Annotated in this window: 22 protein-coding genes; 10 read left to right on the top strand and 12 right to left on the bottom strand. The window is 48.4% G+C overall.

What is annotated here, in order from left to right:
• Positions 1–53: 53 nt before the first annotated feature.
• Positions 54–1,151: an anhydro-N-acetylmuramic acid kinase gene (locus tag D9Y29_RS13255; RefSeq protein ID WP_127128843.1), complete on the bottom strand. Its 1,098-nt coding sequence runs from the start codon at positions 1,149–1,151 to the stop codon at positions 54–56.
• 66 nt (positions 1,152–1,217) lie between these two features.
• Here D9Y29_RS13255 and upp point away from each other — a divergent pair, with 66 nt between their 5' ends.
• Positions 1,218–1,868: a uracil phosphoribosyltransferase gene (gene upp / locus D9Y29_RS13250; protein ID WP_127128841.1), complete on the top strand. Its 651-nt coding sequence runs from the start codon at positions 1,218–1,220 to the stop codon at positions 1,866–1,868.
• An 88-nt stretch (positions 1,869–1,956) separates the two neighbouring features.
• Positions 1,957–2,988, top strand: a complete 1,032-nt coding sequence (locus tag D9Y29_RS13245; protein WP_127128839.1) for a PorP/SprF family type IX secretion system membrane protein — start codon at positions 1,957–1,959, stop codon at positions 2,986–2,988.
• Between the two features lie 34 nt (positions 2,989–3,022).
• Here D9Y29_RS13245 and D9Y29_RS13240 read toward each other — a convergent pair whose 3' ends face one another.
• Positions 3,023–3,643, bottom strand: coding sequence for a DNA-3-methyladenine glycosylase (locus tag D9Y29_RS13240; RefSeq protein ID WP_127128838.1), 621 nt, complete (start codon positions 3,641–3,643; stop codon positions 3,023–3,025).
• A 78-nt stretch (positions 3,644–3,721) separates the two neighbouring features.
• On the opposite strand from D9Y29_RS13240, the gene D9Y29_RS13235 reads away from it, so the two are divergent.
• On the top strand, positions 3,722–4,489 hold the full coding sequence (locus D9Y29_RS13235; protein ID WP_127128836.1) for an EI24 domain-containing protein: 768 nt from the start codon (positions 3,722–3,724) through the stop codon (positions 4,487–4,489).
• 28 nt (positions 4,490–4,517) lie between these two features.
• Entirely contained in the window at positions 4,518–5,219 is a 702-nt protein-coding gene (locus D9Y29_RS13230) for an SAM-dependent methyltransferase (RefSeq protein WP_127128834.1), read from the top strand.
• 634 nt (positions 5,220–5,853) lie between these two features.
• Here the strand turns inward: D9Y29_RS13230 and D9Y29_RS13225 are convergent.
• Positions 5,854–6,252, bottom strand: coding sequence for a hypothetical protein (locus tag D9Y29_RS13225; protein WP_127128832.1), 399 nt, complete (start codon positions 6,250–6,252; stop codon positions 5,854–5,856).
• 78 nt (positions 6,253–6,330) lie between these two features.
• Between D9Y29_RS13225 and bshA the strand changes: the two genes are divergently transcribed.
• Entirely contained in the window at positions 6,331–7,452 is a 1,122-nt protein-coding gene (gene bshA / locus D9Y29_RS13220; RefSeq protein ID WP_127128830.1) for an N-acetyl-alpha-D-glucosaminyl L-malate synthase BshA, read from the top strand.
• A gap of 74 nt (positions 7,453–7,526) precedes the next feature.
• On the opposite strand, the gene D9Y29_RS13215 is transcribed toward bshA, so the two are convergent.
• The 6 genes from D9Y29_RS13215 to porU form a co-directional block, all read right to left on the bottom strand.
• The gene (locus D9Y29_RS13215) at positions 7,527–8,915 is read right to left on the bottom strand and encodes a murein hydrolase activator EnvC family protein (RefSeq protein ID WP_127128828.1); all 1,389 of its coding nucleotides are present in this window, start codon (positions 8,913–8,915) and stop codon (positions 7,527–7,529) included.
• Between the two features lie 42 nt (positions 8,916–8,957).
• On the bottom strand, positions 8,958–9,776 hold the full coding sequence (gene lolB1 / locus D9Y29_RS13210) for a lipoprotein insertase outer membrane protein LolB1 (RefSeq protein WP_127128826.1): 819 nt from the start codon (positions 9,774–9,776) through the stop codon (positions 8,958–8,960).
• A 16-nt stretch (positions 9,777–9,792) separates the two neighbouring features.
• Complete coding sequence (gene dut, locus D9Y29_RS13205) at positions 9,793–10,236, bottom strand: dUTP diphosphatase (protein WP_206513775.1); 444 nt, start codon at positions 10,234–10,236, stop codon at positions 9,793–9,795.
• 11 nt (positions 10,237–10,247) lie between these two features.
• Positions 10,248–10,724: a 2-C-methyl-D-erythritol 2,4-cyclodiphosphate synthase gene (gene ispF / locus D9Y29_RS13200; RefSeq protein ID WP_127128824.1), complete on the bottom strand. Its 477-nt coding sequence runs from the start codon at positions 10,722–10,724 to the stop codon at positions 10,248–10,250.
• Between the two features lie 74 nt (positions 10,725–10,798).
• The gene (porV, locus tag D9Y29_RS13195; protein ID WP_127128822.1) at positions 10,799–11,971 is read right to left on the bottom strand and encodes a type IX secretion system outer membrane channel protein PorV; all 1,173 of its coding nucleotides are present in this window, start codon (positions 11,969–11,971) and stop codon (positions 10,799–10,801) included.
• A gap of 237 nt (positions 11,972–12,208) precedes the next feature.
• Positions 12,209–15,634, bottom strand: coding sequence for a type IX secretion system sortase PorU (gene porU / locus D9Y29_RS13190; protein ID WP_164735399.1), 3,426 nt, complete (start codon positions 15,632–15,634; stop codon positions 12,209–12,211).
• A gap of 192 nt (positions 15,635–15,826) precedes the next feature.
• On the opposite strand from porU, the gene D9Y29_RS13185 reads away from it, so the two are divergent.
• Together D9Y29_RS13185 and D9Y29_RS13180 are read left to right on the top strand one after the other, a co-directional pair.
• Positions 15,827–17,377, top strand: coding sequence for an SUMF1/EgtB/PvdO family nonheme iron enzyme (locus D9Y29_RS13185; protein ID WP_127128818.1), 1,551 nt, complete (start codon positions 15,827–15,829; stop codon positions 17,375–17,377).
• Positions 17,378–17,455: 78 nt separating this feature from the next.
• A complete protein-coding gene (locus D9Y29_RS13180; RefSeq protein ID WP_164735398.1) occupies positions 17,456–18,730 on the top strand; it encodes a UDP-N-acetylmuramoyl-tripeptide--D-alanyl-D-alanine ligase in 1,275 nt (424 codons plus the stop codon).
• Positions 18,731–18,733: 3 nt separating this feature from the next.
• Here the strand turns inward: D9Y29_RS13180 and D9Y29_RS13175 are convergent, their stop codons facing one another.
• From D9Y29_RS13175 to D9Y29_RS13165, 3 genes are all read right to left on the bottom strand, one after another.
• The gene (locus D9Y29_RS13175; RefSeq protein ID WP_127128816.1) at positions 18,734–19,537 is read right to left on the bottom strand and encodes a CHAD domain-containing protein; all 804 of its coding nucleotides are present in this window, start codon (positions 19,535–19,537) and stop codon (positions 18,734–18,736) included.
• Between the two features lie 149 nt (positions 19,538–19,686).
• Complete coding sequence (locus tag D9Y29_RS13170) at positions 19,687–20,853, bottom strand: trans-sulfuration enzyme family protein (RefSeq protein WP_127128814.1); 1,167 nt, start codon at positions 20,851–20,853, stop codon at positions 19,687–19,689.
• A 9-nt stretch (positions 20,854–20,862) separates the two neighbouring features.
• Positions 20,863–21,297, bottom strand: coding sequence for an OsmC family protein (locus D9Y29_RS13165; protein ID WP_127128812.1), 435 nt, complete (start codon positions 21,295–21,297; stop codon positions 20,863–20,865).
• A gap of 67 nt (positions 21,298–21,364) precedes the next feature.
• Between D9Y29_RS13165 and metX the strand changes: the two genes are divergently transcribed.
• The 3 genes from metX to D9Y29_RS13150 all read left to right on the top strand — a co-directional run bounded on the left by metX (position 21,365) and on the right by D9Y29_RS13150 (position 24,448).
• Positions 21,365–22,384 carry a homoserine O-acetyltransferase MetX gene (gene metX, locus D9Y29_RS13160; RefSeq protein ID WP_127128810.1) on the top strand — a complete coding sequence of 340 codons (1,020 nt, stop codon included), beginning with the start codon at positions 21,365–21,367 and terminating at the stop codon, positions 22,382–22,384.
• A gap of 138 nt (positions 22,385–22,522) precedes the next feature.
• Complete coding sequence (locus D9Y29_RS13155) at positions 22,523–23,140, top strand: RNA polymerase sigma factor (RefSeq protein ID WP_164735397.1); 618 nt, start codon at positions 22,523–22,525, stop codon at positions 23,138–23,140.
• A gap of 45 nt (positions 23,141–23,185) precedes the next feature.
• A complete protein-coding gene (locus tag D9Y29_RS13150) occupies positions 23,186–24,448 on the top strand; it encodes a FecR family protein (protein WP_127128806.1) in 1,263 nt (420 codons plus the stop codon).
• Positions 24,449–24,647: the final 199 nt, after the last annotated feature.

The raw sequence follows: 24,647 nt of genomic DNA, 5'->3' as shown, positions 1-24,647 counted from the left end.
TAATGACATTGCTCGCCGGGAGGCGAGCGACTGCCGGCACACTGATGAACAATCTAGTTCCAGGGTTGTCCCATCCAAACAGCGCCACCGATACTGTCGCGATCCGCTCCGGTAACAGTAGACATCACATTGACCTCTTCGCGCCAGCGCAATACGCCGATCAGTCCCATGATGAGGGCTTCCTTGAAATCCACCAGCACTTTATCAGGCACAACCACTTCCACATCGATCTCCTGTAACAAAGCAGTAAGACGCTCTATCAGGAATGTATTATGTGCGCCACCACCGGTAACGAGTATGCGCTTTTTTCCCTCTTGACCTTCAAGAAGCGCTACCAGGCTGGCATTGAGCTGCTCTGCCATATGCTCAACGAAAGTGCGCAACCCATCCTGGATGCTGTAGCCGGATTTGGCGGTCATGGGGAAGATCACATCGGTACCGAAATCATTGGCCAGGGATTTCGGATAAGGCATCTTGTAATATTCCAATGCATTGAGCTGTTGCAGCAGTTCCGGCTGCAGTTTTCCGGAGCGGGCGAAATCGCCATTGTAGTCGATGTCCTTTCCCAGTTTTTGCGCCATCATATTCATCACGCGGTTTGCAGGACAAACATCGAAAGCGATATACTCATCCGGTTTGCGGTAGCTCAGGTTCATGATGCCACCGATATTGAGGAAGAGATCATAATCGTTCAGCAGGAGTTTCTCACCAATAGGCACAATAGGAGCGCCATGTCCGTGCAGCGCCATATCGATAGCACGCAGGTCACTCACCACATTAATGCCTGTAGCTGCGGCGATGGAAGCGCCATCGCCCAATTGTGCCGTCATCTTTTTGGAAGGAACATGGAAAGTGGTATGACCATGGGATGCAATCAGCTGCACTTTGAAATCAAGGCCGTGCTTATTGATGAATTTATTCACTTCCCCGGCTGTATAATGGCCGTACTCCACATCCAGCAACTGGTAGTCAAGCGCTTTCAGGTTAATGGCATTCCGGAGTTTTTCCACCCATTCTTTTTCGTAAGGGTAAGTTTCACCCTGAATGATCTCATATTGCCATTTCCCGCCATTCTCCTGGAATTCGACAAAAACAATATCAAGCCCGTCCAATGCGCTGCCACTCATGAGGCCGAGTACTCTGTAAACCATATTTTTAGTATTTTAGAAGAAATTGGGTTGCCCTAATGAATTAGATTTGCTCATCAAAAATAACGCATGGTAATCAATCTAAGTGAACAGGATTCATTGCTCAGTACCTGGGTGAGTGAATTGCGTGACGTGCAGGTGCAGCAAGACAGGATGCGATTCCGCCGGAACCTCGAACGGGTGGGCGAAGTAGCTGCCTGGCGCATCAGCCAGCACCTTCCTTTTACGGAGCGGGAGATCCAGACCCCGATGGGCGTTTCCAACTGCCGCGTTCTGGAGGAACAGCCCGTACTGGCCACCGTGTTACGCGCAGGATTACCATTGCACCAGGGCCTGCTCAATTATTTCGACAAAGCCGATAATGCATTCATCTCTGCTTATCGAAAACATAACAGGGATGGCTCTTTCGAGATCAGTCTCGAATACGTGAGTTGTCCCGAACTGGAAAACCGTGTGATCATTATTGCAGATGCCATGCTGGCCACCGGTTCCTCCCTGGTAAAAACCATTCAATATCTTCGGGACGAAGGCCACCCCAGGGAGATCCATATCGTATCAGCTATAGCCTGTACCGTTGGGATCGAATATGTAAAAAGAACTGAGCCGCATGTAAAAATCTGGTGCGGCGCCATCGATGATGAACTTACCGCAAAAGGTTATATTGTGCCCGGACTCGGCGATGCTGGCGACCTGGCATTCGGTACGAAAGTTCAGATGTAAAGAAATTATTATAAGTCCCTGTAACGATCAAATTTAACCCCGTCATTCTTCTTTTTTTCGTACATTAGGTAGAGTGATTAACTAACACATGCGGATGAGGAAACTTTACACAGCTATGCTTGCAGTGCTACTGATGGAAACAGCCGCAGCACAGGATCCGAATTTTTCCCAGTTTTTCGTTTCGCCTCTTACATTGAACCCCGCCCTGACAGGTAAATTCAATGGCGATTTTCGTATTGCAGGTAACTACCGCGACCAATGGCCCGCTATCAGCAAGGCTTTCATTACTTCCACCGTTTCGCTCGACCTACCGATATTGCGTAACCGCATTTCAGAGCTTGATACCTGGGGAGTAGGCGTGGTAGCGATGACCGATAAAACAGCCAACGGAATTCTCAGCACCAATATGATCTCCCTCACCACCGCTTACCATAAAGGGATCGATGCTGACGGTCTTCACCAGATCGGTTTCGGATTCCAGGGCTCCTATTTCACAAAACGGCTCGATGGCACCAAACTGAATTTCGAATCAGAACTGGACGATCATGGCGGCTGGACCATCCCCAGCGGTGAAGCTGTTGATAACCGTGAGTTCAATATCGGTTACTTCGATCTCTCTGCCGGGGCGCTCTATAACGGCTCCACAGACGGATACAATAATTTCTATGTAGGTGTGGCAGGTTATCACCTCAACAGACCACGAGAATCATTCAGCACAGATAAGATCGAATACACGCTCAACCCAAGGGTCACCGCTCATGCAGGAGGCAGTTTCAGGCTTGCCGATAACACTCGCTATCTCTACCTGAGCGCACTCTTCAGCCGGCAGGCACAGGCCAACAACATCGTTGCCGGTGGCGCAGTGGGTTTCCAGATGAATGACGATGAAGAAAATCCAACCACCTTCTATGCTGGCGCCTGGACGCGCTTCAACAATGTGAATGATGCCGTGATCCCCTACCTGGGACTGGAATTCGGCGGATTCAGACTGGGCGCTTCTTATGATGTAAACATCTCTACATTGAAGACTGCTTCTCAAAGCCGTGGCGGTATTGAGATCTCACTGATCTTTGTGAAGAGACCTCCGGGATATAAAGGCATTCCCTGCCCGAGATTTTAATGAACAAGTACTAACGTTATCGAACATATGAAGATCAGTTCCTGATCTTCCCACTAACGTATTTATTTCCTTTCACATAAAAACGATACAGCCATTCAGCATGTTCACCCGCATAGTCCACGCCGATCCTGGGTGAAATGCCGATACCGGCCTTCTTCAATGTGAATCCATCGTCCCCGATATATACTTCATCTCCCTGAAGGCTGGAACCTGTATGCGTAGTGTACAATCCCAACGCCCGGCCCACATTGCCCGGCCCCTTTGTGAGGAAATACGGATCTGTCCGCTGCCCTTTCTTCACGCCAAAGCGGTTATACATGATCTCCTCTCCTTCCAGTGGTTCCAGCGCCCTGATCAGGATGGCATGAGGCACATCTTTCTGATTGGTGACCACATTGAACATCTGGTGAATGCCATAACAGAGGTACACATACGCAGTTCCCGGAAGTCCATACATCACTTCTGTTCTCTTGGTACGCCTGCCATTCCATGCATGCGAGGCCCTGTCTATAGTTCCGGCATATGCTTCTGTTTCCACAATGCGGCCTGCGGTAAGTTCTCCATCAAATTTTGTGACGAGCACTTTTCCCAGCAATTCTTTTGCAATCTGCACTACATCCGGTCGGTCGTAGAATGCTGCGTTCAACTTTTTCATCACTGGTAGCATCGATTGATTCAATATTTTAGTAGGTTTGAAGGATTATCCTGAAGCTGCGAATCAAAAATAACCATCTTGCTCAAAGAAATCGTAATCGCAATACAGTCCTATTTCAGGGCTCACAAGTTTATCAGCCAGAACCGGCTATGGAAATGGATCCTGATCCCCGGATTCATTTACCTGGTCCTTTTTGTGGTTGGCTTTTACTTTTTCTGGATCTCTTCGGATAATGCAGTCACCTGGCTCAGTCACCGCATCGGCATCGACCGCTGGCTGCACAATCAAAGCAGTGGTATCCTCAGCTTCTTCTTCCTGATGGGAGAGATCATGATCAGGTTACTGCTGTTGTCTTTCTACTTTTCTCTTTTCAAATACATTTTTCTCATCCTTGGCTCTCCGGTATTCGCCTATCTCAGTGAAAAAACGGATGCCATCCTCAATGGAAAGGATTTCCCTTTCAGCTGGCCTCAAGTATTGAGAGATATGGGCCGCGGCATTAAGCTCGCGCTTCGTAACATGCTCTGGCAAACAGTTTACATGGTCTGCCTGCTGATCCTCAGTTTCATTCCCGTGGTAGGCTGGATCGTTCCTGTATTCGCACTCTTTGTGGAATGCTATTATTACGGCTTCTCCATGCTCGATTACAGTTGCGAAAGACATAAACTTTCCGCTTCGCAAAGCATCGAATTCATCGGAAAGCACAAGGGCCTCGCCATCGGTAACGGTATCGTTTTCTATCTCATGCACCTCGTACTATTTGTGGGCTGGGTATTTGCACCTGCCTATGCCGTAGTTGCCGCCACCATCAGCCTTTATCACCAGGACAAGGAACCCGGCGTCTGACGCCCACATTTTTCCTATCTTGCCAGTCATGACTTCGAGCAAGATCTACCTGATCCCTTCTTTCCTGCATGAGTCCGCCACGCAGACCATCCCGGCCTATGTAACGGATGCAGTCCGCCAGTGCCAGTGTTTTTTTGTGGAGAACGAAAGAAGTGCCCGCCGCTTCCTGAAACAACTCTGGAAAGAAATGGTGATCGATGACTACCAGTGGTTCACGATCCACAAAGCCGAGGAAGCAGTACAGCAGGAGTTCAAGCAGGTACTTGCACAAAATAAGAATATCGGGATCATCAGTGAGGCCGGCTGTCCGGGTATCGCCGATCCCGGGCAATTACTCATCGGAGTGGCCCAGGCAGCCGGCGCCACGGTGGTTCCGCTCGTAGGCCCCAGCTCCATCCTGCTGGCATTGATGGCCAGCGGTATGAATGGACAACAATTCCGCTTCAACGGTTATCTCCCCATCGATACTGCCCAGCGCATCAAATCTCTGAAAGACCTGGAATCATCATCCATCCGTCAAAACTGTACAGAGATCTTCATCGAAACACCCTATCGGAACAATCAACTGGTAGAGACTATCCTCAAAACACTTCACCCTAACACACGTTTATGTATAGCCGCTGATCTCACTGCTGCTACAGAGTTCGTTCATACTAAAACAATTGCAGAGTGGAAGAAACAGGTGCCGGAATTGCATAAGCGACCCGTGATCTTTTGTGTCCAGGGGTAGCGGTTCTGGTAGCCGTGGGGGATAGGTGAACGCGGGCTGGAAAACAAACCAACGCGGGAGGATGTTTTTTGAGCATTTAAAGGGAGAGATGGGACGGTGGTAATTCTTTTGAGCTTCTTCGCTTATGTTTTCAAGGCCCTGTTCACCTATCCCTCCACGGCATGGTCACCTTGATGGGGTAAAACTTTTTAGCATTTCTTATTGATGTAACAGCGGGCTCACGGAGATGCAATAGCGCTATTCTTCATGAATTGTTTGTTGTGTGATGCAGAATGGTTGTAATGAAGGACCAGTGATCCTTATTAAAGTTTTCTGAAAGTATGGTAGACTGAATAATTCAAACACAGGGAAGTGAGGCAATATGAATTAACTGTTACATTCTATCCGAGTGACGCACTCTTTCCCCATCCTCCCCCACCAACAGTGTGTATGAAGTCCGGGCGAACCAAAATGTTGCACCCTGAAAGTGCTATGGGCTCAGGGTTATGAATAAACCCGGCCTATGAAATATAAGCGAAGCAGCTCAACAGCATTACTACTGCCCCATCTCTCCCTACAAATGCTCAAAAAATATCCTCCCGCGCTGGTTTATTTCATCAGCCGGTTTTATTCATAACCCTGAGCCCAAAAAAAATCACTGAGGACTGATCACATTCTCCAGGTTCGTCGGGTTCCGCACTTCATACACACTGTCCACAATATACTTCTGCCAGCCACGCCAGGGAAGGGCCCCGAGATAAGATTTGAAATGCACCTGTACGTTCATGCCCGCATTCTCGAGCAGTACCTTCGCCACAGATTCGCTCACTACACTGAACTCGAATTCATTACTTTGAACATTTGTGCGGAAACCGCTTTGGATAAGTTTTCCTTCATAGGTTTTCCATACATATCCTTTCTTTCCAAAAGTGTTGAGTATACCGCCTTTGGTGCCGGTTTCAAACACCCAGTAATAACGCACATATACAAAGATGCCCAAACCGATAAAGAGAACCCAGAAGATAATTTTCTTGACTTTGAACCTTCCTGCCATAAGGACTGTTATTTAGGCTAAAGTTAAACAATTCCTTTACCTTCATACATCTATATACCCATCAACTAATCGGTCTCTATGCGCATTGGAATAGTTTGTTACCCCACGTTCGGCGGAAGCGGCGTGCTGGCCACTGAATTGGGCAAGGCACTGGCTGATAAAGGTCACCAGGTTCATTTCATCACTTACCAGCAACCTGTTAGATTAAGCGAATTCAACGCCAATATATTTTACCACGAAGTACGAGTACCAACCTATCCCCTTTTCGATTATCCCCCTTACGAAACTGCATTGAGCAGTACAATGGTAGATGTGATCGTGAACAACAATATCGATCTCCTGCATGTACATTATGCTATTCCACATGCATCAGCAGCCTATATGGCCAAGATGATCCTGGAAAAGCAGGGCAAACGTATCCCGGTGATCACAACACTGCACGGTACAGATATTACACTGGTGGGCAGGGATAAGACCTTTGCGCCCGTTGTGACTTTCTCCATCAATGAGAGCGATGCCATCACAGCGGTGTCTAACAACCTGCGGGATGAGACCTACAAGCATTTTCACATCGGCAAGAATATTGAAGTGATACAGAACTTCGTGGATGTGAAAAGGTTTAATAAGAAACCAATCGATGCATTCCGCAAAGTGATTGCACCCAATGGAGAAAAGATATTGCTGCATGCTTCCAACTTCCGCAAGTTAAAACGCGTGGAAGACGTGGTGCATATTTTTGCGAAAGTGCTGAAGAAAGTGCCGTCAAAATTATTGCTGGTAGGCGACGGACCTGAAAGACCTGTTGCCGAATCACTCTGCCGCGAACTCGGCATCTGCGATGATACACGCTTTGTAGGAAAACAGGAGCAGATCGAGGAGATCCTTGCAGTATCAGACCTCTTCCTGCTCACTTCAGATTACGAGAGCTTTGGCCTGGCAGCGCTGGAAGCTATGGCAGCAGGGGTTCCCGTGATCTCTACCAATGCAGGTGGTCTGCCGGAGATCAATGTAAATGGCAAAACAGGTTTCCTCAGCAATGTGGGTGATGTGGAAAATATGAGCACACAGGCCATTGAATTATTATCGAACCCTGAGATGCTGAAACAATTCAAGGCTAACGCTTTCGCACATGCGCAACACTTCGATATTGACAGGGTGGTGCCAATGTATGAAGAGCTATACAGCAGATTCCTGAACTGATTTGAAATAACAGTAAAGAAAAATCCCGTTGCGGCTGAACCTGCAACGGGATTTTTTATGAAGTAGTTGACGGATTATCTTTTTCTTAACCAGGATTCCGGATTCTGGTTTGCTTTTTCCAGGGTGATGATGAATTCCACTTCACCATTACCGTCGTCATTATTTCCGGCCCTGCCAATCACCTGTCCCATGCTGATCTTCTGTCCTTTGCTAACCGAAGTGGAAGCCAGGTTACTGTAAACAGAGAAGTATTTACCATGCTGGATCATTACGGCCCAGTTACCTTCGATGTCAAAAACCGTAGTTACCTCGCCTTCATAGATCGCTTTTACGGGCGCTCCTGCATTGGTTTCGAGGGTGATGCCGGGATTATTCCCGCGAATCTTGGTGTCTTCAATGGTATAAGTACCAAAATGTAATTTCACCGTTCCTTTATCTACAGGCCAGGGGAGTTTTCCTTTTTGTTTTTCGAAACCTCCGGACAGTGCCATGCCTTCGGGTGTTGCTTCAAACACGCTCTCGGTACGTGCCGGCTCCTTCTTTGGTTCAGGAACAGGGGTAGTTTTGACCACCTCTGGTTCTGTGGCTGGTTGTGTTGTACCGGTTGCCGGCTGTTCCTTCCTGGCAGCGGCAGCGAGACGGGCCTTTTCCTTTTCACGCTCACGTTCCAGTTCTTTTTGTCTTTCCAGTCTGGCCTTCTCTTCGCGTGCCGCTTTTGCACGGGCCGCTGCGGCTGCGGCTTTGATCTCCTTATCGATCGCGGCGCGGATGGCCAGCCTTAGTTTTTGGTCTGCACGCTTCTTCATATCGATCTCTTTGGAGATCTCACGCTCGCGGGCTTTTATCTTTCCAAGGAACTCATCTTTTTCTTTTCGTTCAACCACCAATACACGCTTTTCTTTCTCTGCATCTTTCAACACTTCATCCTTTTCCCTGCGGCTTGCTTTCAAGCCTTCATTCTTCTCATTCAACAGGGCCTGCGTATTCAGGATGGTGCTGGCCTGTTGTTCCCGGTATTGGCGATAAGACTTCAGGTACTCGATCCGGCGGAGGGCATCGCTGAAACTATTAGCGGAAAAAATGAAATTGAGGAATTCGTAATTGCTGCGGTTCTTATAAGCGTATACCACACTTTTCTTGTATTGCTCCTTGAGCGTATCCAACTCCTTGTTCAGCCTGCTGATCTCATTGTAGTTCTGGGAGATGGTATTTTGAATGGAATGGATCTGATCATTGATATTACCGATGGCCTGTTGACGAAGCTTCAGCTTTTTCTGTATCAGCGCCAATTGACCCAGGCTGGCCTTTTTATTCTTTTTGGTATCGTTGAGTGTATTTCGCAGGTCATCGATCTCCCTCTGGATTTCAGCCTGCTTTTTCTTCAGGTCCTCGCTACTGTTTTGTGCGCTGGCTCCGAAGGCACACAGGAATACCACTGTAAAGGCAACCAGGATTCTTTGCATATCGATCGGATTTATTGATTAATGTGATAAGGTGGTAACGAATTATTGACGCTTATAATTACGTGGAATATTAAAAGGAAAGGTTAAATCTACATTAAAGTCCACCTGCTTGAATTGCATCACGATGTCAACCTTCGTTTTCTCCGATACGGTAATGCCTCTGTAGGTGGGGAACAGGAGTGCATTCTTGTTCACATAATCCCCGTATACAATGTTGCAGGTGCGGGCCCGAAGCACATCCGCATCGTCCAGTTTACTGTGGAGGAGACGGTAGTCATCGTTGGATACAGTGAGAAGATGCTTAAAGATATCGGTAGCACTGAGCAGGGAGATCGTTTTCTCATCCTTTCTGTAAGATACAATATTGCTGTCTATAAACACAGGATTGCCAATCAAAAGGGCCTGGAGCTCCTGGAATGTGAAGGGCACTTTAGCCAGTTCCTGGAGATAGGATACAGAACGAAGCTGTACCAATTTATCCAGTTTGTTGAGCACTTTCACACTATCAGGTGTTACCATGATGCGGAAGGCTTCGATACCAAGCAGGGCAGTAATGCTGACCCAGATGACGCTGTCCTTCTTGATACGGAGTGCAGCAGTGAAGTCTCTTTTCTTTCCATCATCTCCTGAAAAATCCACTTTCAATTTTGCGGAGAAAGTGTTGAAGTCTATCCGGTTTCTTTCGATGGCCTGGTAGATCTCGTGGATGAAGCGCATGGAATCTGCCTTTGCGTCCACAACGGGCACTACTGCTGCAGTATCTTTTTTACTGATGGCTGTCTGGATCCTTTTGGTGGAACGACAGCTGCTGATAGAGCCGGCGAATACCAAGGGAACCAATAACCAGAGAAAATATTTCATCAGATCCGAGAATTAATTATGATTTGCCGGTATGTCCAAAACCTCCGTCTGCACGCTGGGTAGCTGAAATGTTTTCAACAGAATCCCATTGTACTTTCGTATATGCAGCCACTACCATTTGCGCTATACGGTCTGCATGTTGAATGGTTTGCGGTTCTTTGGAAAGATTGATGAGGATCACTTTGATCTCACCCCTGTAATCAGAGTCGATAGTGCCGGGTGTATTGAGGCAGGTCAATCCCTGTTTGATGGCAAGTCCGCTTCGTGGGCGCACCTGGGCTTCATAACCTTCCGGCAGTTCGATGAACAAACCAGTTGGTATCAAAATGCGTTCCATTGGTTGCAGGGTAACAGGAGCTTCCAGGTTGGCACGCAGATCGAGGCCCGCTGCGCCGGGCGTACCGTATTCCGGCAGTTGATTGGAAGATTGATTAATGATCTTTACATTGATAGTTGACATCCGCAAATATACTACCCTTTGGTCAACAACACGTTTGCATAGGCCACCAATCCTTCTTCACGACCAACAAATCCCATCGTTTCTGTTGTGGTGGCTTTTACGGAAACATCGTCCACACTTATTTTCAGAATCCCTGCGATCACTTCCCGCATCTGTAGCGAATAAGGTTTGATCTTAGGAGCTTCAAGGCAGATAGACGCATCCACATTCACTATTTTGTAGCCGCGCTCCGAGATGAGCTCAAAGCAACGGCCCAGGAGGATCTTGCTATCGATATCCTTATATGCAGGATCATTGTTGGGAAAATGCATGCCGATATCTCCCAGCGCCAGTGCGCCAAGCATCGCATCACAGATCGCATGCAGCAATACATCCGCATCACTATGCCCCAGGGCTCCTTTATGATGGGGAATCTTCACCCCGCCAATCCACAAGTCCCTTCCCTCTGTCATCTGATGAAAATCTATTCCGAATCCGATCCTGTACATATCATTTTGATTAAGTCAAAAAAGAAGCGTCCTGAACAAGTCAGGACGCTTCAAATATATCTGATTTTTTGTTCTTACTCTTTATCGAGGTCAAACACGAGCCCGAAGCGGAGCGTGTTGGAGAGCGGATTCCTGTTCACTCCACTTCCTGAAGGGACCAGGTAAGAGAAGTTCAGTCCGAATACATTGTATTTAAGACCGAGGCCGAGTGTGAAATATTTCCGGTTACCCTTATCCTTGTTTTCGTAGAAATAACCTGCACGAACGAAGAACTGTTCGTTGTAGCCGTATTCAGCGCCAACAGAGAACTGGAACTCTTTCAGCTCTTCACTGAATCCATCGGGTGCATCACCGAAGGAGCTGAACCAGCTGCCTACAACGCTTTTGTCGCGGTACTTGGCAAGGATCGCTGAGTCCTGCTGAAAATCACCGGTTGAGATCGGAGGAGTAGGCACCAGCAGTTTATTGATATCGAGGCCGAAAGTAATTTTATTGGTTTCATCGATAGCAGCAGTGTAAGAAGCTCCGATACCAAGGTTGGCAGGGATATAATCTTTCTGTTTTGCATCGTTGGTATAACCGATCTTGGTACCCAGGTTGGAGAGAGCAGCGCCAAAGTTCCAACCCTGGCCATTCTCATTCACGCCAGTGTAGAAGAAGCTCAGATCGCCTGCAACAGCATGACCTGTTTTATATGTTGTACCATCCACTTCCTGGCCGGCAGCGAGATTGGAGTTGATATAACGAAGTGCGATACCCAAACCAATTTTATCAGACAACTTACGGCTATAACCGAAGTCCACACCAAATTCGCGGGGACGGCCTTCGCCGAGATCTGTTCCGCTGAAGTTGGTGAACTGGATATTACCCAGGCTGAAGTAGCGAACGGATGCAGACAACGCCTGCAGTTCATCCAGCTTTACATAGCCTGTAGCGGTAAGCAGGTATACATCGTTCAAACCAAGGTCTTTCAACCAGGGAGTGTACGTGAGACTGATACCGATATCGTTTTTGGTGAATGGAGTTTTGGCCAGGTTCCAGAAAGCCGAGCTCGCGTCTGGTGTGGTAGCTATTCCCAGGTCGCCCATACCGCCGGCTCTCGCGTCAGGAGAGATCCGTAAAAAAGGGACCGAGGATGTAACCGGATTTGGTGGTCTGTATTCTGTGTCCTGCCCCTGTGCCTGTATAGCTCCAACTCCTGTAATAAGAGATAATAAAGCAGCCAGCTTGAAAGTCTTTCGTTTCATAACGTAATAATCTGTTTTAAAGGTCTGTTTGTTTAATACTGCCTTCAACAATGCTGTTCGCAGTTTCTTATATTCAGGATCGGGATCTGTATAGCTTTGGTTAGAAGCTATTGTTGATGCAGTAAAGCGATAAACTAATGTCGGAGTAGAAGTTTTCTCAAATAAGGGAATGCTTTAGAATCTTATTAAAACGGGGCGAAAATACATGATTTTCAGAAAACGAAAAATCAATACATCTTACAATATATACAATTTCTCTAATTTTTGAGCCATTTTTCCATCCTGGGTTTTCACCTGCAGGCGGTAGATATACACCCCTCTTCCGATCTTACTGCCGAATTCATCTCGTCCGTCCCAATTAACTTCACTCGAACGGTTTCCGGTAGAAAATATTGTACGCTTTAGTGTTTTTACCAGCTTGCCTGATACGGTATATACCTGAACAGTAACCGCTAATTCCTCACCGGGTCTGTTATGGTTGAACCAGAAATGAGTATTTGTTGTGAACGGATTCGGGTAGTTCAAAACATGTTCCAGACTGAATTCTGCGTCGTTGACCACCCTGAACTCGAGGATCGTTTCGCTTGAATTATTCACGGCATCCCATGCTTTGATCGCCAGTGAATGTGGTCCCGGCGCCATTTCAGGCAACTGGAATCTTACGATCCCTCTTTTGTAATTATCCGTTTCGCTTTCATAGAACTGATTGAGTACGAAAGTCTTTTTTTGATCATTATCAAGGATGGCCACCAGGTCGTGCCCGATGCCTGTTCCCATAATATTGATACCGGAAGAATCTGCCAGTTTCACCAACAGTATTGGACTGGCATTGCTGATGCTGCCATTTACGAACTTCTCATCATTGAGCCAGGCACGCAGATGCGGGCCTTCCTTATCACCTGTGCCCGTACCCGAACCTCCCACGATGAACTCCCTGAACGCGCCATTGGCATCAGTTTGACCATTCTCAGCGTAAAAACTCATCTTCCCGTTCCCGAACTGATAATTGATATCCCTGGGTACCACAAAGCTGAAACTGAACTGGCCATTGGTCACCCTTGCCTTTCCTTTGAACAGCATATTCTGCTGTGTGAGAAAGGCTACAGGCTGGCTGCCGGGATCATTGCCCAGGGTCTGTTTTGGTTGGGGCTTATCGAATACGATCGGATATACGGTTCCGTTATAATCTGACAACAGGGTCCCGGCAGCATCTGTAACCTGCCCGCTGATGGTGTATTCAGAGAGTGCTTTGAGCGTATCCGGCGTGGCTCCCGGCGGATTACCGTTCACCTGCGTCACCTTTATTTTTTGTTGAGGGAATGCAAGGCGCAGCGCAGGATCCCCCAGGAGCGTGAATTTCCTGTTATTGATCACATCGGAATTGTTGGTATAGGTCAGGTTCTTGGCCTGTTTCACGGCCTCGCCCAACCTAAGGTAATTCCCATCCGGCTGCTGTTGCAAAGCAGTGGAAAGATAGTTCTGGTTCATGATGCGATTGCTGAAGCTCTGCACCAGCCGCGTGGTGGTCATTAAAGCGATGGCCCCTGTTTTTTCACGCAGCAGCAGGTCCTCACCCAGTGAGCTGATCAGCGGATTGTCGAACGAACCGAAATCACAGGTGCCTGTGATGAAGAGCGGTAATTTATCTGCATTGTTGAAACTGTTCACAATGTCCTGGTCCAGCACTGCTTCTTCCGCCAGCCTCCTGTTGCTGCCATGTCCTGTGTAGTTCCAGATCAGGTTGCCGCTGAACATCTTTGCACTGATGGCCTGGTTCACGGCGGGATAGCGGGCGCCTGCGGCATCGCTCTCCTGCGGGTAGGCATCGAGATAGATCTTGTCTGTATTGAAAACCGGGTTGGTGGTCTGAACGGCTTGCGTGATCACTTCCGCATCCTGCAGGTGCAGGTTGCCATCTTCATCATCTGCCACAAAACTGAGTTCGTTGCGCCAGGGCCCCAGTGCTTTCGGTGAGGTATATGCGATCAGTTTGTTGACATAGCGGGCTGCTTCCTGTTCATTGGAGGCGGGAATACGCCCGATGCCGATATCCAGCAGGTGAACACCGGGCTGTGCAATATCATCGCCATCATCCAGGAAGCCGAAGAAATCATCGGAAGTATAGGTGCCGAGCGGCTCCAACGACACGCCGCTTTCCCAGGCAGGAACCAGGTTGGTATTGTTGGTGATGCGGTTCTTATAATCGAAAGAAGCAGCTCCCAGCAATAACAAATAGGCTGGCCTTGCCAATGGATTGCCATTCGAACGGTCGTAGAACATCTTCACGAAATCACGCAGGGCAACAGGATCTGGAATGCCGGAAGAGAACTCTGCATACACCTGGTCTGGTGTAAAGATCCGGCTGCTGATACCATCACGCTGCTGGTGGAAATCCGCGATCCGCTGCGCCTGCCCTGTCATTCCGGGATCAGAGATGATAAGCATGTTCACAGGATCTGCCCCATGCAGGTCCTGGTTAACCACCCTGCCTGCAGCGACGGGTGTTAGCAGGCCACCGGGTTTGAAGGCGGCATATTCCTTTAACTGGCTGCAGGAATTTATGAATCGGACAGCGCTCCCACTAACGCCGCTGTTCATACGAATTGGTTGGGCAGGATCGGTAACATCCCAGACCTGTGTGGATGCATCGGCCTGGTCCACGAAAAACTCACCGGTATTGCCCGCTCCCACACTTGCCCAGTCCCTGAACAATAACTGCCCCCTGCCCTGCAAGCTGAGAGAGGCCGTGCCGAGGACCTCGAACCAATCAAGCCATCCCTGTGCATTGGCACTGCCGGGAGAGTAGGCGACTTCTACGCTCAGACCGCCACCCGATGGAAAAAAGTTTGTATTTGCCTCAACGGTCTGTGCAAAAAGATCGTATGGTCCTGTAGGCACTGCCGGCATGTTCATGTTGAGGATGGGATTTCCATTGAGGACGAAACTGAAATTGCTGCCGTTTCCAAATGATCTTGAAATGCACCTGGCGCGGAAGAGGGCGCTGGCAGGGGTAAGGCCGGGAAGATCAACGGAAAATGTGTGACGAAGTGATTTCCCTGGTATTTCGGAGAAATCATAACCAAACCAGTCTTTTCCGCTGCTGAGGATATTCACGGAATCGAGCTCATAGAAATATCTTTCTGAGAAATTGCGGATGGTAGTGTTGGGAGCTCCGGTGGTTGGCTGCACAGACACTCTCTTTCCGGTACCTCCAACAGTGAGGAAATAAAAAGATTGCTCGCTGTAAAGGTTCTTTACATGCCTGAAAGAGCGGTTGGCGGCATCCGGGACCCACTGGTGGGGTCCATTGGCGAAGAAGAGCAGGTAATCATTGTTATCCAGTACGCCATCGCCTCCATCTTCGGCCCAGAGGGCGATTTCCAGCAGGTCGTCGGGGCGGGGAGCACCAGGGTCTTCAGGGAGCATTCCTCCCCCATAACCGTAAAGCCGGACAGAGCCGGAGGGCATACCCTGCGGATTCAGGCCCAGTGTTTGCAGGAAGGGAATATCCAGCCGGTATACTCCCGGGCCGGGAATGGCAATTTTAAACCAATTGCCGGAAGCGAGTACCGAATGCGGTGCATAGGTCCGCTGGGCCAGTAACCGGGGAGGCTGGATAAGCAGTAATAACAGGCTGAGCAGGAATGTGAAGCAACGGCACATCTGATCAAAAATAGATCGAAATGGCCTATATTCGCAATCGCAGGTTACTGTTCCCTGAAAAATTGTTACCCTGTTAATAAAAACCTGCCTGAACGGTAAAAAAGTTTGCATTTTTTATACTGAAAGTGTACAATTTTTGCGTTGCATCTGCGTTTAACTTAATTGAACCAAAAGGCATAAAAGCTATCTAAAATGAACTTGAAAAACCTATTCATCCTGGCAACCTGCGCCGCTGCTGTAGCCAGCTGTAAGAACGACGCCAAGAAATCGGGTAAATCCGATGTGACCGGCTGGGCATACAACAGCAAGGAACAAGGTGGATACCAGGTATCCCGCGAGAAAGAACAACATACCGGCCCGGGCCTCGTGTTTGTTCAGGGTGGTACCTTCATGATGGGCGCTACGGAAGAAGATGTGATGAGCGACTGGAACAACGTTCCCGCCCGTAAGACGGTTAACTCCTTCTATATCGATCGTACCGAGGTAGCCAATATCCACTACCGCGAATATCTGTACTGGATCAACAATGTGTTTGATGCAGACGAATACCTGGCTGTTCGCGAAGGCGCTCTGCCAGACACACTCGTTTGGCGCAGTGAGCTGGCCTACAACGAGCCTTTGGTTGAGTATTATTTCCGCCACCCGGCTTACAATTATTACCCCGTGGTGGGCGTAACCTGGAAACAGGCATACGATTTCTGTCTCTGGCGCTCCGACCGCGTGAACGAGCTGGCCCTGGTACAGAAAGGATTCATCAACAAAACCACACTGAAAAATATTCAGGGGCAGGGTAGCGAAAGCTTCAATACAAAGTCTTACCTCATGGGTCTGACTACCCCTACTCCCGGCAATTCCGTTCGTTCCAAGAAGAACCCGCTGAAGAACCCCAACGGAACTCCGAGAACTACAGTAACCTTTGAAGACGGCATCCTGCTTCCCAACTATCGCCTCCCAACAGAAGCTGAATGGGAATATGCCGCCCTCGGCCTCGTTGGTCAGAACCCAAGCCCCAGCCGCAAAGAAGGAAAGCGCGGTGAGGAGTTGATCACCAACAAACAGGTTTTCTCCTGGAGCCAGAACGTGAACGGACTTCGTGATACACGCCGCGGCGCCTGGCAGGGTACCTTCCTCGCCAACTTCAAGAGAGGCAATGGTGACAACATGGGTGTGGCCGGTGGTTTGAACGACCGTGCCGTTTACACCGCACCGGTAACATCTTTCTACCCCAATGCATTCGGTCTTTATAATATGTCCGGTAACGTGAACGAATGGGTAGCCGACGTTTATCGCCCGATGAACTCAGTGGATAACGATGACGTTTCTCCTTATCGTGGTAACTACTATCAAAACGATTACAAGAATAAAGACGGCGAATTTGAAAAAGATTCCCTCGGCCGCGTAAAACGCGTTTATGCGACAGATGAAGAAAGCAAAACACGCCGTAACTACCAGAAAGCAAACGTGATCAACTACCTCGATGGTGACTCACTGCTCCTGGGTGTTAAATACGGTTATGGTGTTACTACCCTGATCTCCGACAAATCCCGTGTGATCAAAGGTGGTAGCTGGAACGACCGCGCTTACTGGCTCTCTCCCGGCACACGCCGCTACATGGAAGAAGATCAGGCCAGCAGCACTGTTGGATTCCGTTGCGCCATGGATCGCGTAGGCAGCCCTGAAGGCAACGGCCGCAAAACTGGTATCGACTACCCCACCAGGAGGCAGAACACAAGAAAAAGATAAGTTCATTTAAGATAATAAAAGAGCCGTCTGAAAGGACGGCTTTTTTATTTCCTACATTTGCTACCATCGTATTTTCTTATGATCACTATCCCCGAATTATACAAAATATACCAGCAGCACCCTTCCGTGCAAACAGATACCCGCGCTCTCAAAGCCGGAGACCTTTACTTCGCATTGAAGGGACCCAATTTCAATGGCAACGATTTCGCCCAGGCCGCGCTGGAGGCGGGAGCAGCATATGCTATCGTAGACGAACCACCTGCCACTCCCAATGAGCGCATACTCATTGTGGAGGATGTTCTCTCTGCTTTGCAGCACCTGGCCAAATACCACCGGGAACAATTTGATATTCCATTCATCGCCATTACCGGGAGTAACGGCAAGACCACCACGAAAGAACTGGTAAGCACTGTACTGGCGGCGAAATACAAAACTTATACTACCCAGGGCAATCTCAATAATCATATCGGTGTGCCGCTCACCATCCTGCGTATCAAACCAGACGCGGAGATGGCCGTGATAGAAATGGGCGCCAACCACCAGAAAGAGATCGAAAGTTATTGCGCATATACCCTGCCCACTCACGGCATTATCACCAATGCGGGCAAAGCACACCTGGAAGGGTTCGGCGGCATCGAAGGAGTAAGAAAAGGAAAAGGGGAATTGTACGATTTTCTGCGCGCCAATAACGGCACCGCTTTCGTAATGTGGGATTACGATTACCTGCAAACGATGAGCCAGGGCATTCCTTCCATTATCAAATACGGAACTGCCAACGCCGGCCTGACAGGTAATGTGGCGCAAAGCGAGCCCTTTCTCTCCGTGAATATTACCAGCGGACAGCCATTCACCATTCAATCGAAACTGGTGGGCGCTTACAACCTTCCGAATATCCTGGTGGCTGTAGCTGTTGGGCAATATTTCGGCGTCACCAATAAAGCCATTCAAGCAGCCATCGAAAATTACACGCCCGGCAACAGCCGCTCACAATTAATGACAATCGGCACCAACAGTTTCATCCTCGATGCCTACAATGCTAATCCCAGCAGCATGCGAGCCGCTATCGAGAACTTCGCCTCGTTAAAGGGGGATGATAAAGTATTGATGCTCGGCGGGATGATGGAACTCGGTCCCGAAAGCCTGCAGGAACACCAGCAGATCATCGATCTCATCAAAAAATATGATTGGAAAGCGGTAGTACTGGTAGGTTGGGATTTCAGGAAACTGGAACATCCCTTCATCAGCCTTGAAAATTCAACTGCAGCAAAAGAGTGGCTTGTCCAACAAAATTTCGAGCATACCATACTGCTCATCAAAGGGTCCAGGAGCATGCAGATGGAGAAAGTATTGTAATGTTCAGCCGGAGGCTGGTTTGAAGAAATTATCAAGGCTTCTTACTGCTTCCATGGCGTCAATCATCTTTTGCTTTTTCTCTTCCTCCCATTGTTGACGGATTTGCTGCAGTGCTGTCTTCTCTTCAGGCGGCGCTTCTTCTATTCTTTTCGCATCGAAAAAATTCAGCGCAATATGCGCATCATTCAGATCACCCAACTGCGTGGTAAGCGATTCCATTTTTGCATCATTCTTCCATTCCCAAAATGGATATTTAAAATGAAGGTCTGACTCCAGGATCTTCTTCACATACACCAGATCTTTCAGCACTTTGCGAATTGCATGCAATTCCTCTTCATGTTCCAGCGCCAGCAACAGTATATGAATTGTAGCCACCTTCCGCTGAATGAATTGCCGAACCATCTCTTCAGTGAGTTCAGCTGGCAGCCCTTCTTCAATCTCCTTCACAGACTTCCTCACCGCAATATCTTCAATATGCAGCACCAGCAACTCCTTTGCCGTGAACAGCTCATGATGCAATCCTCTTATGAAACCTGGAATTTCTTCTTTGTATTCTTTCAGTCTTTCAATCACCAACTGAAGGTCTCTAACGGTGCCGCAGGACCGATATAGCAATTTCAAATCATCCGGTATCTGCAATGAACGTACTTCCTCCTGCATCAGCCTCACAAAAGCCCGCAATTTCTTATAAGCCACCCTCAGATCATGGATCAGGCCCACATCAAAGCCACCCGGAATTTTCCGGCTGTTATTCGCTATGATCTTTCCATAGCTTCTCACCACTTTTGCGAGTTTCTGCTTCTTCATGGTGTTACGTTTTATTTCGCAGCCGCCAGTCGCTCGCGTCCCCGCGAGTGACGATTATTCCGTCGCCTCCGGCGACACAGTACTCGCCAGAGGCGAGCAAACAGAAGTCACTCGCCGGGAGGCGAGCGACTGGGCACACCTTGTAAAACTCAATCTTCCAGCGCCTGCAATATATCCGCCAGAATATCATCCACCTTTTCCAATCCAACTGAAATTCGTATAAGCCCCGGCGTTATATTCACTGCTGCACGCTCCGCATCGGTGAGCTTGGCATGCGTAGTACTGGCAGGATGCGATGCAATGCTTCTTGTATCTCCCAGATTGGCCGTCAGCGTCAGCATTTTGAGTTTGTTCAGGAAATTGCGGCCGGCTTCCAGTCCGCCTTTCAGCTCAAAACAAACGATACCACCGCCATTGTGCATTTGCTTTTTAGCGATCTCGTGTTGCGGATGGCTGGGTAACCAGGGATATTTCAGAGAAGCAATGGCAGGATGATGCTCTAATTTCTGTGCCAGGGTCAGTGCATTGGAAGCGTGGCGTTCCATGCGCACGTCCAGGGTTTCCAGGCTCTTGCTGAGCACCCAGGCATTGAAGGGAGACAATGATGGTCCTGTGCTTCTGCAGAACAGGTAAATTTCTTTGATGAGGTCTGCACGGCCTACGATCACACCGCCCAGTACGCGCCCCTGTCCATCCATCCACTTGGTAGCGGAATGCACCACCAGGTCGGCTCCGAATTCAATGGGGCGCTGCCCGATCGGCGTGGCAAAACAGTTATCTACATTGAAAAGAAGATTGTATTTTTTTGCGAGGGCAGACGCCTTCTCCAAATCCACCAGGTCCAGCCCAGGATTGGTGGGCGTTTCCACGAAGATCATTTTGGTATTCGGACGAATCAGCGCTTCCCAGGTTTCTGGCTTGCCCGCATCGAAATAAGTATACTCGATCCCGAATTTGGGAAGATATTTGGTGATCACAGTATGCGTACTCCCGAAAATGGCATTGCAAACAAGCAGATGGTCTCCCTGTTTCATCAGCGCCATGAAGCCGGCGAAGATGGCGCTCATACCGGATGCAGTGGCATAGCCAGCCTCCGCGCCTTCGAGTGCACAAACCTTATCGGTGAATTCCTTTACATTGGGATTGCTGAACCGGCTGTAAATATTGAAGTCGGTTTCATCGGCAAAAGTGGCGCGCATTTCTTCTGCATCATCATAGCAGAAGCTGCTGGTGAGGAACATGGGAGTGCTATGTTCCATTTCATTGGTGCGCTCTGTCTGGATACGGATTGCCTTCGTTATGGGATGTTGGGACATACGTTGATTTTATTGGATGTTTTGATCATTCACACGAACCGACCATTTGAGTGAACCGCCGGCGCGGCGGAGGGTTTCAGCCACTGAACAATATTTGTCCATGGAAAGTTCGGCAGCCTTATAGGCTTTCTGCGGATCGATCTCGCCCTTCAGTTCAAAAACAATATGCACATTGGCCCAGAGTGAGGGTTCTTTTCCTGCTTCTCGCTCTCCTTCTATCTTCATAGAGAATCCTTCCAGGTTCTGGCGCTGTTTCTTGAGAATGGAAACGATATCGATACCGCTGCAGCCTCCCAGGCCCATCAGCAGCAACTGCATCGGACGGGCCCCGAAATCGGATCCGCCGCCTTCCGTGCTGTTATCGATATGAACGGTATGACCATATGCGTCCCTGGCTTCAAAACCGTAATCGCCTTTTACCCTCTCCAATTCAATTTTTATCATGGTAAAGATTTTTGCAAATGTAATTCATGCAGGCATTTACTTTGCAACCTGAATCAGTATTGACCGAATGCAGACTTTTCACTTTAACCAACCGTTTACATTGGAGTCCGGACAGGAACTGCCGGAGCTCACTATTGCCTACCATACCTATGGAACCCTGCAGCCCCACAGCAAGGTGGTATGGGTCTGCCATGCCCTCACGGCCAATTCTGATGTGGCCGACTGGTGGAAAGGTGTTATCGGCCAGGGAGAACTGATCAATCCCGACGAATACTTTATTGTTTGTGCTAATATCATCGGCTCCTGCTACGGCACTACAGGCCCGCTGAGCATCGATCCCCGCACAGAAAAGCCTTATTTCCACCAGTTCCCGCTCATTACCATCCGGGACATGGTGAAGGCGCATATCCTCCTTCGTCAACACCTGGGCATCCAATCCATCTACCTCCTCATGGGCGGCAGTATGGGTGGCTACCAGGCCATGGAATGGGCCGTTGCCGAGCCATCGGTGATCAACCAGCTTTTCCTGCTGGCCACCAGCCCCACCGAAAGCGCCTGGGGCATTGCTGTGCACACCACACAGCGACTGGCCATAGAAACGGATGCCACCTGGAAAGAAGAACGTCCGGACGCAGGCGCAGCAGGCCTCAAAACCGCCCGCGCAGTGGGAATGCTCACTTACCGGAACTACGGCATCATGGTGAAACACCAGACAGATCCCGATCACTCCAAGCTCGATAATTTCCGGGCATCCTCCTATATCCAGTACCAGGGAGATAAACTGGTAAAAAGATTCAATGCATTTTCCTACTGGAGCCTTACCAAATCAATGGATACGCACAATCTTGGTCGCGGCCGTGAAGGCGATGTGGAAGCAGTGCTTCAGCAGATACAACAACGCACACTCATCATCGGCATCAGCAGCGATATCCTCTGCCCCGTAGAAGAACAGCGTTTCATGCAAAGACAATTGCCCAACGCTTCCCTGATAGAGATCGATTCCGCATATGGCCACGATGGTTTCATGGTAGAAGGGAAACTGATCTCGGCCGCATTGGACAATTGGTTGAAAAAACAATATCGATAATATCACTATTCACCTGATGAAAAATTAATAACTGAACTTCGCAGCTTGATAAGCTGTTCCTCTTTTTTTGGTAATTTTATAACATGCCGGCAATTGATCAGCCGGTTCAGCCCAACCAATGAAACCAAACCCGACTGTTTGAGAACGGAAACCTGCGATATCGACAAAGAGCTATTCGTGCGAATTGCGGATGGTGATGAATCGGCTTTCATACAACTCTTCCATCAGTATGTTCCCCAGATAAGGCCAGTCATTGCTACACTTACCAGAACTCCCGAAGTGGTGCCTGACCTGGTGCAGGATATCTTCCTTCGCATCTGGGTCCATCGTGAAAAACTTACAGATGTTCAAAATCCACGCAGTTGGATCTTCTCCGTCGTTTATTACCAGTGCTTCAATTTCCTGAGAAAACAATCCCTGAGAAATAAGGTAGAGCCCAGGCTGGCTATTATACCAGATGATGTATCCGCTGCAAACCTGAAAGAATCTCCTGACTCCCTGCTCCTCTTCAATGAAACCAGGAAATTCATCCAACAAGCCATCGATAGCCTTCCTCCCCAGGCAAAAAAAATATATCTGCTAAGTCGCGAAAAAGGTTTGAAGATCGATGAAATTGCCAACAGCCTCGGGCTGGCGCCCAAAACCGTGAAGAACACGCTTACCCGCGCCTCCGGTTCGATCCGGCAATTCCTGGAACAAAAAGGAGTGTATCTTCCCTTGGTCCTGGTTTATTTCGAAACAAATTTTTTTCTATAGGGACTTTCCCTTCACCCGCGTGTCTACTGAATCAGACTACCCATAATGAACAAGGAAGCAGTAAAAGCCATATTGGAAAAAGTATTCCGCCAAGAAGCAACTCCTGATGATTATTCTATGCTGATGGAGTGGATCCGCTCCGACGAGGGATATGAATTTTCTGATCTGATCACGGAATCCATAGCCGCACATGGCAACAGGAATGCAGCCTCAGATGACATTCCCTATGATCATGAATACTGGAACAGCCTTTGCAAGGAAATCCTCAGCAGGGAGATCTATTCCATCGGACTTCCTTTCCCTGCTCCAGAAAAGAAAGTTGTGAAGCTCAGATCACGCAAATGGTATTGGGCAGCTGCCGCCAGCATACTGGTATTGCTTTCCGCAGCTACCTGGACCTGGTTCAATAATAAAAGAACTGAACCTGTCAAAACAACTCAAATTGCAGCAACTCCGGATTTTCAGCCCGGTAAAAATAAAGCTGTTCTGGTGCTGGCAGACGGAAGCAATATCATACTTGATAGTGCAGGCAACGGAAAGATTGCTGTCGACAGCGGGATAATGGTCAATAAGAATGGAGGCAGACTGGAGTATTCACAGGCAGGTGAAAACAACTATAGGAGCAATCAGTACAATATACTGAGTACACCAAGGGGAGGACAATACCAACTTGTGTTACCCGATGGCTCTACTGTTTGGCTGAATGCTGCTTCGAGTATCAAATACCCGGTTGCTTTCCCCAACAACGAGCGGATAGTAACAATTACAGGCGAGGCATATTTTGAAGTAAAGAAAGATGTAACCAGACCTTTTATAGTGAAAGGTAGTGGGCAGGAAGTGCAGGTGCTGGGAACTGCTTTCAATATGAATGTATATGAAGACGAGCCATTGAAAAAGATCACACTGATCAATGGCTCCGTTCAGGTACAGGGGTTACAAACACACACTGGTAAAGGCCTTCAGCTTCCCGTAAAAAAGGAATTACTTAAACCCGGGCAACAGGCAAAAGTGAACCGTGTAAATAATCAGATGGAAATAGTTGACGTGGATACTGATGAAGCCACAGCCTGGAAGAACGGATATTTTTATACCAGGGAGGTAGATCTCGGAGAACTGATGCGTCAGATAGGCCGTTGGTTCGACGTTGAAGTGGACATCTCACAACTACCCGCGAATAAAGTAAAACCATTACCTACTTTTTCCGGCCGCTTAAATAGAAATCTTACTCTTTCCCAGATAGTAAAGATATTGGAGCTGAGCGATGTAAAATTACAAATAGAAGGGAAGCAGATTACCATACTACCATAGCAATATCAGCAGAACCGGACTCCTTTGGCAATAAAAAAACCAGAAGCGTTAGTGGCGCCTCTGGTAGCGATTTGGCTATTGCTGAAGTTTTTTGAGCATCCTTCAATTATAAACCAAAACAAAGCAAAAGTATGAAACTTTCCTGCAGTTTCCCTGCCAGACTTGCACGCTGGCGGATTAACCATTCATTTCTTCGCAT

It is taken from the genome of Pseudoflavitalea rhizosphaerae (assembly GCF_003991355.1).
GTDB lineage: Bacteria > Bacteroidota > Bacteroidia > Chitinophagales > Chitinophagaceae > Pseudobacter > Pseudobacter rhizosphaerae.
Note: the sequence above shows the minus strand (reverse complement) of the source record. Positions and strands in the feature narration are given on the sequence as shown.